Annotated in this window: 13 protein-coding genes; 1 reads left to right on the top strand and 12 read right to left on the bottom strand. The window is 60.4% G+C overall.

Going from position 1 to position 12575, the window contains the following annotated elements; all coding sequences use genetic code 11:
- Window positions 1–307: 307 nt before the first annotated feature.
- From PverR02_RS01130 to PverR02_RS01105, 6 genes are all read right to left on the bottom strand, one after another.
- Window positions 308–1486: an integrase core domain-containing protein gene (locus PverR02_RS01130; RefSeq protein ID WP_407691832.1), complete on the bottom strand. Its 1179-nt coding sequence runs from the start codon at window positions 1484–1486 to the stop codon at window positions 308–310.
- Window positions 1487–1679: 193 nt separating this feature from the next.
- Window positions 1680–2462, bottom strand: coding sequence for a MetQ/NlpA family ABC transporter substrate-binding protein (locus tag PverR02_RS01125; RefSeq protein WP_046385069.1), 783 nt, complete (start codon window positions 2460–2462; stop codon window positions 1680–1682).
- 131 nt (window positions 2463–2593) lie between these two features.
- Window positions 2594–3514 carry a sigma 54-interacting transcriptional regulator gene (locus tag PverR02_RS01120; RefSeq protein WP_079442616.1) on the bottom strand — a complete coding sequence of 307 codons (921 nt, stop codon included), beginning with the start codon at window positions 3512–3514 and terminating at the stop codon, window positions 2594–2596.
- Between the two features lie 49 nt (window positions 3515–3563).
- On the bottom strand, window positions 3564–4145 hold the full coding sequence (locus tag PverR02_RS01115) for an alpha/beta hydrolase (protein WP_017848603.1): 582 nt from the start codon (window positions 4143–4145) through the stop codon (window positions 3564–3566).
- A gap of 229 nt (window positions 4146–4374) precedes the next feature.
- The gene (locus tag PverR02_RS01110; RefSeq protein WP_046385071.1) at window positions 4375–4740 is read right to left on the bottom strand and encodes a response regulator; all 366 of its coding nucleotides are present in this window, start codon (window positions 4738–4740) and stop codon (window positions 4375–4377) included.
- 38 nt (window positions 4741–4778) lie between these two features.
- Entirely contained in the window at window positions 4779–5465 is a 687-nt protein-coding gene (locus PverR02_RS01105) for a Crp/Fnr family transcriptional regulator (RefSeq protein WP_017848605.1), read from the bottom strand.
- 83 nt (window positions 5466–5548) lie between these two features.
- Here PverR02_RS01105 and PverR02_RS01100 point away from each other — a divergent pair, with 83 nt between their 5' ends.
- The gene (locus PverR02_RS01100; RefSeq protein ID WP_017848606.1) at window positions 5549–6076 is read left to right on the top strand and encodes an Mpo1 family 2-hydroxy fatty acid dioxygenase; all 528 of its coding nucleotides are present in this window, start codon (window positions 5549–5551) and stop codon (window positions 6074–6076) included.
- A gap of 109 nt (window positions 6077–6185) precedes the next feature.
- Here the strand turns inward: PverR02_RS01100 and PverR02_RS01095 are convergent, their stop codons facing one another.
- The 6 genes from PverR02_RS01095 to dibA all read right to left on the bottom strand — a co-directional run bounded on the left by PverR02_RS01095 (window position 6186) and on the right by dibA (window position 12566).
- Entirely contained in the window at window positions 6186–7166 is a 981-nt protein-coding gene (locus PverR02_RS01095) for a sulfate/molybdate ABC transporter ATP-binding protein (protein ID WP_017848607.1), read from the bottom strand.
- Between the two features lie 3 nt (window positions 7167–7169).
- Window positions 7170–8042, bottom strand: a complete 873-nt coding sequence (cysW, locus tag PverR02_RS01090; protein WP_017848608.1) for a sulfate ABC transporter permease subunit CysW — start codon at window positions 8040–8042, stop codon at window positions 7170–7172.
- Between the two features lie 13 nt (window positions 8043–8055).
- Complete coding sequence (gene cysT, locus PverR02_RS01085) at window positions 8056–8874, bottom strand: sulfate ABC transporter permease subunit CysT (RefSeq protein WP_017848609.1); 819 nt, start codon at window positions 8872–8874, stop codon at window positions 8056–8058.
- A 168-nt stretch (window positions 8875–9042) separates the two neighbouring features.
- Window positions 9043–10053, bottom strand: coding sequence for a sulfate ABC transporter substrate-binding protein (locus tag PverR02_RS01080; RefSeq protein ID WP_017848610.1), 1011 nt, complete (start codon window positions 10051–10053; stop codon window positions 9043–9045).
- Window positions 10054–10230: 177 nt separating this feature from the next.
- A complete protein-coding gene (gene oscA / locus PverR02_RS01075; RefSeq protein ID WP_010565387.1) occupies window positions 10231–10413 on the bottom strand; it encodes a sulfur starvation response protein OscA in 183 nt (60 codons plus the stop codon).
- Window positions 10414–10652: 239 nt separating this feature from the next.
- Window positions 10653–12566: a phosphodiesterase DibA gene (gene dibA / locus PverR02_RS01070; RefSeq protein ID WP_079442615.1), complete on the bottom strand. Its 1914-nt coding sequence runs from the start codon at window positions 12564–12566 to the stop codon at window positions 10653–10655.
- Window positions 12567–12575: the final 9 nt, after the last annotated feature.

The following is a 12575-nucleotide window of genomic DNA, read 5'->3' as shown; positions in this document are numbered from 1 at the left end:
CACATTGATATCGCCCAACACGATAGCTGCCAGATTCGCGGGGTTGGCGAGTGACGGCTATGGTTGTGGGGTCTGTGATTCGAGGGAATGAACAATGAACGAAGCGAAACCGATTGATCCGCAGGAGCTGGTGAAATGGTTGGTGGCATTGCGCAGGGCGATCAACGCCCGAGTGCGGTGAAACGCTGAAAATCCACGGTGAGATAAAAATCAAATGTGGGAGGGGGCTTGCCCCCGATAGCGGTATGACAGTCACCGATGCATTGACTGAACCACTGCTATCGGGGTGTACAGACGGAGACATCCTTTACAAACGAGACCGGGGACATCCTTTACGTTTCTGGGTGCTGGACAGCCGGCTTGCACCGCTGTCTAGCCTACCCAGTGGATAGTTACATAGGTACATGTCCCACACGTTGTCGTCCACTTCTCGCAGTCCAACGGACTCTCCTACCAGTGACTCACTCAAAAAGATCATCCTGCCCCTCCACTTCATTGATCCGTCTGTTCTGACTTTGCGTACCTCCATATCCGCTCCATATTCGGCAGGAGGTACCCAGCCTGTATAGATCCTTGGCGATTTATCGTACAGATCGTTCGGCACTTTCATACCCAACGCCTCGTGCGGCCGATCATGATTGAATTCCTGTCGAAATCGTTCAAACGCCAACTGCTGCTGGACCATATTGGCTTCTGGCGTCTTCAGTAACGCGGCCTTGAGTGAGCGATGCATACGCTCATGCCGCCCGTTCTGATCGGGTCGCCCCGGCTGAATACGCCCTGGGTAGATACCCAGTCGTATCCACCATACGGCCAGACTCGAGAGCCTGTTGAGACCGGTTGAAGCGAAGGGTGAACCGTTGTCAGTCCTGATGACGTCAGGCAGACCATACTCGCGAAAAGCCCAGTCAAAACCCTCGCGGGCCCCGGCCACACTGGGCTGAGCACGACACAACAATATGAATCTGCTGGCCTGATCCGTGAGTGTCAGCGGGTAACAGCGTCGGCCATCCGCCATTAAAAAGTCGCCTTTGAAGTCAGCGGCCCACGTTTGATTGGGGAGGTCTGCCGGGCGAAGTTTGACGGGGCCGGTAGGCGGACGATTGCGCTTGCGCCGCTCTTGGACCAGTCCCGCTCGTTTGAGCCATTCCCCCGCCGTGCTGGGTGCCGGCCAATGACATTCCGGATAGCGATTGGAAAGGACCTTGACCAGCTTTTTGGGGCCCCAGTCATGGTGTTGATGCTTGAGCTCAATTAGAGCAGCAATATGTGCATCGCACGTTTGAAAAGGGCTTGAGAGTGGACGGCGTGAAGCCTCCTTGAGTCCGTCCAAGCCCGCAGTGGCGTACCGTTGCAACCACTTGTCCAAGGTCGGTCGACTAATGCCGTAGCTCAATGCCAGTTGACGTTTTGAATAGGCGCCGGACAGCCAGTCGCCTATCAATCTGACTTTTTGGTCCATAGGGGACTCTCGATTCCATGACATGGCCAGTTACCTCCTGGCCATGATTAATACATGTAAACGATGTCTCCGGTTTCAAACGTAAAGGATGTCTCCGGTCTGTACCGGGGCAAGCCCCCTCCCACAATTTTGAGCGCATTCCAAATTCCACCCATAAAAAAACGCCGACGCTGTGCAAGCCGTCGGCGTTTAAACCTTGAAAGGTTTTACCGCTCGATCAGAACGCCGGCACGACTGCGCCGTTGTACTTCTTCTCGATGAACGCTTTGACTTCCGGGCTGGTCAGGGCCTTGGCCAGTTTCTGGATAGCAGCGCTGTCCTTGTTGTCCGGGCGCGCCACCAGGAAGTTCACATACGGCGATTTGGCGTCTTCGATGATCAACGCGTCCCTGGCCGGGTTGAGGCCGGCTTCCAGGGCGTAGTTGGTGTTGATCAGGTCCAGGTCAACCTGGTCCAGCACGCGTGGCAGCAGGGCTGATTCCAGCTCTTTGAACTTCAGGTTTTTCGGGTTGCTGGCAATGTCTTTTGGCGTCGCCAGCGCATTGGTCGGGTCTTTCAGGGTGATCACACCGGCCTTCTGCAGCAGCAACAGGGCACGGCCGCTGTTGGAGCCTTCGTTCGGAATGGCCACGGTGGCGCCATCTTTGAGCTCAGAGATGTTTTTGATTTTCTTCGAGTAACCGCCGAAGGGTTCAACGTGTACGCCCACTACGGTGACCAGGTTGGTGCCTTTACCTTTGTTGAAGTTTTCCAGGTACGGCAGGGTCTGGAAGTAGTTGGCGTCCAGACGCTTCTCGGCCACCTGCACGTTGGGCTGTACGTAGTCGGTGAAGACTTTGATTTCCAGATCCACGCCTTCTTTGGCGAGGGTCGGCTTGACCAGCTCGAGGATCTCGGCGTGCGGGATCGGGGTAGCGGCCACTATCAGTTTTTCGTTGGCCTGGGCGAAGCCCGCAGTCAGGGCAGCCGCCAGTGCGGTAAACAACAGAACCTTTTTCATGAGTGTCCTTATCGACATTCCGGGGCGTCTCTGACGACCGTATTGGGGTGGAGTGCCAGCGAAGTGCTATCGCGGCGTGAGAGTGACAATACCTAGATTTTTTATTCCCGAACAATACCTTTTATTCAGGTTTATATTCCATTTTGTTCATGTAGGAATTTGCGCAAGGTTTCCCGCTCGGCCGCACTGGCGCTTTCGAATATCCGCTGCACCTGCTCCAGCGGTGAACCGGCGGTGGGCAGGTTCAAATGCTCCGGCAAGATTTCGTCGCCGCTGCTGACCAGCAAGGCAAAGTGGATGACGTTCTCCAGCTCGCGGGTATTGCCCGGCCAGCTGTGGTGTTCCAGCACGCGCTGGGCCGCGTCGCTGATCAGCGGCACCGGCAGGTCCAGGCGCTGGCTGTAGATGCCGAGGAAGTATTCGGCCAGGGACAGGATGTCGCCGACCCGCTCGCGCAAGGCCGGCAGGTCCAGTTGGCCTTCGCTGAGGTAATGGAACAGGCGCTCATTGAACTTGCCTGCGGCCACGGCCTGGGCCAGGTCGATGCTGGTCGCCGCCACCAGGCGCACGTCCACCGGGCTTGGTTGATGCGCGCCGACGCGGGTGACCTCGTGGTTTTCCAGGGCGGCGAGCAATTTGACCTGGATCGGCAACGGCAAGTCGCCGATCTCATCCAGGTACAAGGTGCCGCCGTTGGCCGAGCCGAACCAGCCGGCCCGGCTGCTCGCCGCGCCACTGTGGGCGCCGGCCGCGTAGCCGAACAGCTCGGCATCGGCATAGGTCGGGCTGATCGCGCCGCAATTGACCGAGACAAACAGCCCGGCGCGGTCGCTGCCCCGATGGATATGCCGCGCCAGCAACTCTTTGCCGCTGCCGGTCTCGCCACGGATCAACACCGGCAAGGCGCGGGGCGCGAGGTGTTCCAGCGCTTCGCGCAGTTGCCGCGAACGCGGGTCGACGAACACCAGTGCCTTGGCGCGGATGCTCAGCGGGCTTTTTTCGGCGTCGGGGAAGGTCAGCAGCGGCTGACCGAAGGTTTCATGCAGACTCATGGCAGGCTCCCGCCCCCAATCCGCTCAGGGACGGGGCGTTGAAAAAGGTTCAGGCCGTGCGCCGGGCGTGATGCTCCAGGCGGCTTTGCAGGCGATAGAGATACGCGAAACCCTGCTCCCAGCGCTGGTGGCCGGACTTCACATTGATATGCCCCGCGCCGGACAAAATGCCGGCTTCAGCGCCCCAGTCGCGCGCCAGCTCCATGGCCCTGGGGGCGCTGACGGCACTGTCGTTGTCGGAGCTGACCACCTGGCTGGGAAACGGCAGCAGGTCGCGTGGAATCGGCGCGAAGTTACGCAGCGCGGGGGCACAGGCCGGGCGTTCGACATCCGCCGGCGCCACCAGCAACGCCCCGCGCACCTGCCGCAAAAACTGCAGCGGGGCAGTGGCAGCCCAGTGGGCCACGGTGATGCAGCCCAGGCTATGGGCGATCAGAATCACTGGCGTGCTGTCGGCGGCGATCGCCTCGGCCAGCGCGGCCACCCAGTCTTCGCGACGCGGCGTCAGCCAATCGGCCTGCTCCACCCGGGCGCTGTTGGGCAGGCTGTTCTGCCAATGCGTTTGCCAATGATCTTCTGGCGATCCTTGCCAGCCCGGCACGATCAGGTAACGAATCGATTCGCTGTGCATGGGTGTGCCCTCCTGCAGCGTTTAACGTTGCTGGACAGTATAGGGACGGGGTTTATATTCGTTAAGGAATAAGAAGCTATTTATTAATAACTAAAAAATCAAACTATGGGAGGGGCGGTGTATCAGCTAGCGCATTCATCAATTGATCCACCGTCATCGGGGGCAAGCGCCCTCCCACATTTAACAGCCGGGCTTGCCCGCGATCGCGAGAGCCCAGGCCACACATCTATCAGCGCCCGCGATCGCGACGCAGTAGTTTTTTCACGCGCATGACCAGCGCCTTGTCTTCAAACGGCTTGAGTAAATAATCATCCTCATGCAATTCCAAGTCGCGCAGACGGTCTTCGATCCCACCCGGGCTGGTCAGAAACAACACCGGCGTCTCGCCCTTGTGCCGAATCGCCTGCTGCAGTGTCCAGGCATTCAGCCCCGGCAGCATCACGTCCAGAATCACCAGGTCGTACTCGTTGCCCTCGACAAGCCGTTGGGCGGCCATGCCGTTGGCCGCAACTTCCACGGAATAACCGGCCTCGTTCAAACCCTGGGCCATCCGCTGTGCTTCTTCGGATTCATGTTCCACTAACAGCACGCGCATAACACACCTCGATTGATCAGACCTGCAGGCTAACACCCTCAGGTGTGCGCCGCCTCACGCAGGCGCTGTGCATCGAGGATTTCGATCTCGCCATAGCCCAGGCGCACGATGCCCTGGGCTTGCAGGTCCTTGAGCAAGGCGTTGGTGGTCTGGCGCGACAGGCTCAACATCGCCGCCAGGTCTTCCTGGGGTAACTGCAGCCGGCGTTTTGAGGGCTCGATGTCGCCATACCCTTCAATGATCATCAACAAACGATGGGCCAGCCGCACCGAGGCGGGCATCAGGCTGAGCTGTTCGAGGCCGATGAAACTCAGGCGCAACTTTTGGCTCATCAACAAGGCCAAGTCGCGCCAGTACTGCGGGGTTTCATCGAGAATGTCGAGCAATGCCTGCTGGGGCACCTGCAACAGCCTGCACGGCCCAACCGCACAGGCGTCGTGGGTGCGCGGCAGGCCATCGAACAGGCAGATTTCACCGAACCAGTAGGGCGACTCCACCAGGCTGAGCAGCGCTTCCTTGCCCTGCTCGTTCACCGCGCTGATCCGCAAACTGCCGTCGAGCACCGCATACAAGCCGCAGGGCGGGTCACCGCGCTTGAACAGGTATTGCCCCGCCGTCAGCAGCCGCAGCCGCGCGTGGGCCAGCAGACTATGCTGAAAAGCGCCGGGCAAGTGGCTGAACCAGTGCCCGGCAGCCAGCCGGGGTCGCCATTGCTCTGCGTTCATGAGAACTCCGAAGATTGTCGCCCAGCTGACAGTTAGGCGAAGGCTGACAGGGCATGATCAAACATCCTACAGGAGGAATAACAATGAAAAGCCTCGTCGACCACCTCAGTCAATACGCCGCCTACCACCGCGACCCGCGCAATATCGCCAGCCACTTTATCGGCATCCCGCTGATCGTGGTCGCCGTCGCCGCGTTGCTTTCACGCCCGGAGTGGCCGCTGGCAGGGCTCTGGCTGTCGCCGGCGCTGATCGTTGCGCTGCTTGCGGCGTGGTTCTACCTGCGCCTGGAACTCGCGCTGGGCGTGCTGATGAGCGTGCTGATGGGCTTGTCGGTGTGGGCCGGGCATGTACTGGCGGCGCAAAGCACGCCGGTCTGGCTCAGCGGCGGTATCGGTATGTTCGTGGTGGGTTGGGTGATTCAGTTTGTCGGGCATTACTACGAAGGCAAGAAGCCGGCGTTTGTGGATGATGTGTCGGGGCTGATCGTCGGGCCGTTGTTTGTGGTGGCGGAGTTGGCGTTTTTGCTGGGGTTGCGGCATGAGCTCAAAGAGCAGATTGAACGCCGCTCCGGGCCAGTCGCTCGCCGCGATCTAAAGCCGAGAGAGGTCTGAATGTGGGAGGGGGCTTGCCCCCGATTGCAGTGGGTCAGTCACTGAAGATATTGACTGATACACCGCTATCGGGGGCAAGCCCCCTCCCACATTGGGTGTTGTAGTGTACTTAGGCTTTTTGCCAGACCTTGGGTTTGAAGAACAAGGTCTCGCCCCGCGCCAGGCCGATCAGGCTGTCGTGGTCTTTCACCACTTCGGCTTCGATCAGTTCGCTCTGGCCTTCGACTTTCAAGGTCACCCGCGTGGTCGCCCCCAGCGGCCGGATATCGCGCACTTCGGCGGCATGGTGGTCTTCCAGTTCATGGCGCGACAGCGACACTTCGTGGGGGCGGAACAGCACGTGTTGGTCGCCCCCCAGGTGCAGGCGGTTGGAGTCGCCGAGGAAGTGGTAGACGAAATCGCTGGCCGGGTTCTCGTAGACGTCGCCCGGTGAGCCGATCTGCTCGATCACGCCCTTGTTCATCACCACGATACGGTCGGCGACTTCCATCGCCTCTTCCTGGTCGTGGGTCACGAACACCGAGGTCAGGTTGATGTCTTCGTGCAAGCGCGCCAGCCAGCGGCGCAGCTCTTTGCGCACCTTGGCGTCGAGGGCGCCGAAGGGTTCGTCGAGCAGCAGCACTTTGGGCTCCACCGCCAGGGCGCGGGCCAGGGCGATGCGCTGACGTTGGCCACCGGAGAGTTGTTCCGGGTAGCGGTCGGACAGCCAGTCCAGTTGCACCATGTTCAACAATTCGTGGACTTTGACCGCGATCTGGCTTTCGTTCGGGCGCTGGTTCTTCGGCTTCATGCGCAAGCCGAAGGCGACGTTATCGAACACGGTCATGTGGCGGAACAGCGCGTAGTGCTGGAACACAAACCCGACGTTGCGATCACGCACGTCGTGGCCGGAGACGTCTTCACCGTGGAACACGATGCTGCCGGTATCCGGGGTTTCGAGACCGGCGATGATGCGCAGCAAGGTGGTCTTGCCGCAGCCGGAGGGCCCCAGCAACGCCACCAGCTCGCCACTCTGGATGTCCAGGTTGATGCTGTTCAGGGCCTTGAAGGCGTTGAAGTTCTTGCTGACATTACGGACTTCGATGGACATGGATTATTCCTCAGCCGCAGCTGCGCGCAGGCGGTTGATACGGTTCTCGCTCCACTGCTTGAGCAGCAGGATGAAGAGCGCCAGGATCAGCAACAGACTCGCCACCGCAAACGCGGCGACGTGGTTGTATTCGTTGTAGAGAATCTCGACGTGCAGCGGCAACGTGTTGGTCACGCCGCGAATGTGGCCGGACACCACCGACACCGCGCCGAACTCACCCATCGCCCGCGCGGTACACAGCACCACGCCGTAGATCAGGCCCCATTTGATATTCGGCACGGTGACATGCCAGAACATCTGCCAGCCATTGGCGCCAAGCAGCCGCGCGGCTTCTTCTTCCTGGGTGCCTTGTTCCTGCATCAGCGGGATCAGCTCCCGGGCCACGAACGGCACGGTGACGAAGATGGTCGCCAGCACGATGCCCGGCAAGGCGAACACGATCTGGATGTCATGCGCCTGCAGCCACGGCCCAAAGAAGCCCTGGGCGCCGAACATCAGCACATAGACCAGGCCCGCGATCACCGGCGACACCGAGAACGGCAGGTCGATCAGCGTCACCAGGATGCTCTTGCCACGGAACGAGTACTTGCTCACGCACCATGCGGCGCTGACGCCGAACACCACGTTGAGCGGCACCGAGATCAGCACGGCGACCACCGTGAGCTTGAGCGCCGACAGCGCATCGGGCTCGAGGATCGCGGTGAAGAACGCGCCGAGGCCATTCTTCAAGCCCTGGGACACCACGATAAACAGCGGCAGCACCAGGAACAGGAAGAACACCAGCCAGCCCAGGCTGATCAGGATGCGCCGCGACAACGCACTGCCACGCCGGGCAGCGTTGGCCGAGGACGCGGCGGAGATAGACGATTGGGACATGTTCCGCGCCTCCTTATGGGTGTTCGATGCGCCGCTGCAGCAAGTTGATCAGCAGCAGCAACACGAAGGAAACCACCAGCATCAGCACACCGATGGAGGTGGCGCCGTGGTAGTCGTACTGGTCGAGCTTGACCATGATCAGCAGCGGCAGGATCTCGGTCTTCATCGGCATGTTGCCGGCGATGAAGATCACCGAACCGTACTCACCGACGCCACGGGCAAACGCCAGGGCGAAGCCGGTCAGCCAGGCAGGCAGCAACGCGGGCACGAGGATGTAGCGGAACACCTGCAACGGCTTGGCGCCCAGGCAGGCGGCGGCTTCTTCGATTTCCCGGGGGATATCGGCGAGGACCGGCTGCACCGTGCGGACCACGAACGGCAACGTGACGAAGGTCAGCGCCAGGGTGATGCCCAAGGGGCTGTAGGCGATCTTGAAGCCCAGGTCGGCGGCGAACTGGCCGACCAGGCCGGTCGGGGTGTACAGCGCGGTCAGCGCGATACCGGCGACGGCCGTGGGCAGGGCGAACGGCAGGTCGATCATCGCATCGATGATCTTGCGCCCGGGGAAGGTGTAGCGCACCAGCACCCAGGCCAGCAGCGTGCCGATCAGGCCATTGATCAGCGCGGCGTACAGCGCGGTGCTGAAGCTCAACTTCAATGCCGCCAGCACACGCGGTGCGGTGATGATGTTCCAGAACTGATCCCAGGTAAGTTGAGCGGCGTGTACAAACATCGCCGCGAGGGGGATGAGTACGATCAGGCTGAGGTACACCACGGTGTAGCCCAGCGTCAGCCCGAAGCCGGGTATGACGGGGGAAATACGACGCGACATAAAAGTCCTTGGTTAGCAGGTCTGACACACAAAACCCGCAGGTGAATGCGTGCTCTGTAGGAGCGGGCTTACCCGCGAAAAACGTCAACGATAACGCGCACATTCTGGGTGCACGCGGTGCCTGGACCTTCTTCGCGAGCAAGCTCGCTCCTACAGAGGGCGGTGTTTTTATTGCGCCGAGTAGATCTGGTCGAACACGCCACCGTCGTTAAAGAATTTCGGCTGCGCAGTTTTCCAGCCGCCGAAGTCTTTGTCGATAGTCACCAAATCCAGCTTCGGGAACTGCTGGGCGTATTTGGCGGCGATTTTCTCATCGCGTGGGCGGTAGAAGTTCTTCGCCGCAATCTCCTGACCAGCCGGGCTGTACAGGTGCTTGAGGTACTCGGTAGCGATCTCGGTGTTGCCCTTTTTCTCGGCGTTCTTGTCGACCACGGCCACAGGCGGCTCGGCGAGGATCGACAGGGACGGTACGACGATGTCGAACTTGTCGGCGCCGCCGTTTTCTTTCAATGCCAGGAACGCCTCGTTTTCCCAGGCCAGCAACACGTCACCCTGACCGTTGTTGACGAAGGTGATGGTCGAACCGCGCGCCCCGGTGTCGAGGACCGGTACGTGCTTGAACAGCTCTTTGACGTATTCCTGCGCCTTGGCTTCGCTGCCACCGGCTTTCAGGCCATAGGCCCAGGCGGCGAGGAAGTTCCAGCGCGCACCGCCGGAGGTTTTCGGGTTCGGGGTGATGACCGCCACGTCTTTCTTGATCAGGTCGCCCCAGTCCTTGATGCCTTTGGGGTTGCCCTTGCGCACCAGGAACACGATGGTCGAGGTGTACGGGGTGCTCGCATCCGGCAGGCGGGTCTGCCAGTTTTCCGGCAGGGTCTTGCCCAACTTGGCGATTTCGTCGATATCACCGGCCAGGGCCAGGGTCACGACGTCGGCACGCAGGCCGTCGATCACCGCACGGCCCTGTTTGCCCGAGCCGCCGTGGGATTGCTGGATCTTGACGCTGTCGCCAGGGTGGGACTGTTTCCAGTAGCTGGTGAACTCAGCGTTGTAGTCCTGGTACAGCTCACGGGTCGGGTCATACGAGACGTTGAGCAACTCGTAGTCCTTGGCAACGGCAGACCCGGCAAACACGGCGCTGGCCAAGGCAGCCAGGGCGTAACGGCGAATCGACGACATAGAAAGCTCCTGAAATTCCGGGGTGTTGGCTGACGACTGTAGGAGCGAGCTGGCTCGCGAAAAACGTCAACGATAACGCTGCACATCAGGTGCAACGCGTTGCCTTCAAGCTTTTCGCGAGCAAGCTCGCGCCTACAGGGGCATTTTTTATAGTGATGGGTCTATCGCCGCTCTTGCTCAGGCCGGTTTGTTACCCGGGTTCTGCAGGCGGAATTTTTCTTTGCGTTCGATCTGTACCACTTGAGCGTTGTGTACAGTGATTTCCACCGCGCCAAAGCGCAGATCGCGCAACGCGCTCTGGATCTCACGCAAAATGGCTGCTTCGTCCTGGCCGTCGACGCTACGTAGAGATGCGCTCATGGTCTCGCTCCTGAAATGAAAAGTGCCGCGCAGTGGCGGCACTGCTTGCGGCGTGAGGGCGATAGTAGATAAGCGCGGATATTCTTAAAAATACTATTTAAGAATGTTTATATAACCAGAAAGAATTTTCTGGCCGGACGTGGGGTTACGACGGCGTTTTGTGGCCAAGTGCCAAAAACGAGCCTGGCGAATATCCAATTGTGGGAGGGGGCCTGCTCCCTCCCACAGTTGACTGCATTTCAACTCTGGATGGCGGGTGCCCGGTCCCAGTCGATTTCACACGCCGGCATCGGGCGGCCAAACCAATAGCCCTGGCCCATGTCGCAGTTTTGCTCCAGCAGGAACCGCGCCTGTTCCACCTGTTCGATCCCTTCGGCGTGTACCTGCATGCCCATGCTTTTCGCCAGGGCGATCACCACGCGCACGATGGCGGCGTCGTCTTCATCCCACGGCACCCCGGCGACAAAGCCCTGGTCGATCTTGAGCTTCTGCACCGGCAGGCGCTTGAGACGCAGCAGCGACGAATAGCCGGTGCCAAAGTCGTCAATGGCCAGGCGCAGGCCCAGCTCGCGCAGGCGGTGCAGTTGTTCCAGGGCCACTTCGGGGTCTTCCATCACCGCGCTTTCGGTGACTTCCAGCTCCAGGTAAGCCGGGTCCAGGCCAGTGTCGTGCAGCACCTTGGCGACTTGCTCATACAACTCGCGTCGCGCAAACAAGCGACTGGACACGTTGATCGCGATAAACCTCAACGGCGCGCCGTCCTCCAGCCACTGGCACATCTGGGCGCAAGCCTCGTGCATGACCCAGGCGTCGATATCGGCAATCAACCCGGTGCGTTCGGCGATGGGGATGAACTCGACCGGCGGCACCAGGCCCCGCTCCGGGTGTTGCCAGCGCACCAGGGCTTCGACGCCGATCAGGCGGCTGGTGTGCAGGTCGTGAACCGGCTGGTAGTAGACACGCAGCTCCTGCTGGTCGAGGGCGCGGCGCAGTTCGCCGGCAATTTCCACGCGGTTCTGCGCGTGGGCAGTCAACTCTTCGGTGTACAACGCGTAGCCTTCACGGCCGACGCTCTTGGCCTTGAACAACGCGGAATCGGCGTTACGCAACAACTGCTGGGCACTCAGCGCGTCGCTGGGAAACAGGCTGATGCCAACGCTCGCACTGATAAACAATTGGTGGCCGTCGAAATTGAACGGGAGTTTCATCGCATCGAGCATGCGTTGCGCGAGCGCGGCGGCCTGCACCACCTGTGGACAGTTTTCCGCCAACACCGCGAATTCGTCCCCGCCCAGCCGCGCCAGCGTCACGCCGGTGCCGAACTGGCTTCTCAGGCGTTCACCGACCAATTTGAGCAACTGGTCGCCGACGTTATGGCCCAGGCTGTCGTTGATGATCTTGAAGTGGTCCAGGTCGAGCAGCAGCAACGCACAGCCGCGTTTATGCACTTGCGCCGAAGCCAGGGCCTGCTCGGCGCGGTCGGTGAACAGCAGGCGGTTGGGCAGGTCGGTCAGCGGGTCGTGGTGCGCGAGGTGCGCCAGTTCGTGCTCGGAATCCTTGATGGCGCTGATATCGGAAAACACCGCGACGTAATGGCTGACATGGCCGAGGTCGTCGTGAATCACCCGGATGGTTTGCCACTGTGGATAAATCTCGCCGCTTTTGCGCCGGTTCCAGATTTCCCCGCTCCACTCGCCGGTTTGTTCCAGGGCCAGGAACATCTGCTGGTAAAAACTCGACGAATGGCGGCCTGACTTGAACAAGCTGGGTTGCTCACCCATGACATCTTCGCGCCGATAGCCGGTGATCGCCATAAAGGCCCGGTTCACATGGACGATCTGCCCCTTGGCATCGGTGACCAGCACCCCTTCACGGGTGCAATCGAACACGGCAGCGGCCTGGCGCAGGCGCTCACGACTCTCTTTGAGCGGTTGCTGCAATTCGTTGACGCGCGCAAAGCGCGCGCAAATCAGGTAAATCACCAGGGCGCTGAGGGCCACCCACACATAGCCGCGCAGCTGCAGCCACTGATCTAACTCAACCGGGTCATCGAGGAACTTGATCAATACCCGGTGAGTAAGCACAACCCACAGCAGCGAAACCAGCAGATATACCAACCCCGCGCGCCGGGCACCTCGGTATGAGAACAACATATGGCCAGT

This window comes from Pseudomonas veronii (assembly GCF_002028325.1).
Classification (GTDB): Bacteria; Pseudomonadota; Gammaproteobacteria; order Pseudomonadales; family Pseudomonadaceae; genus Aquipseudomonas; species Aquipseudomonas veronii.
The sequence above is the reverse complement of the archived record's forward strand: the minus strand, read 5'-3'. Positions and strand labels throughout refer to the sequence as shown.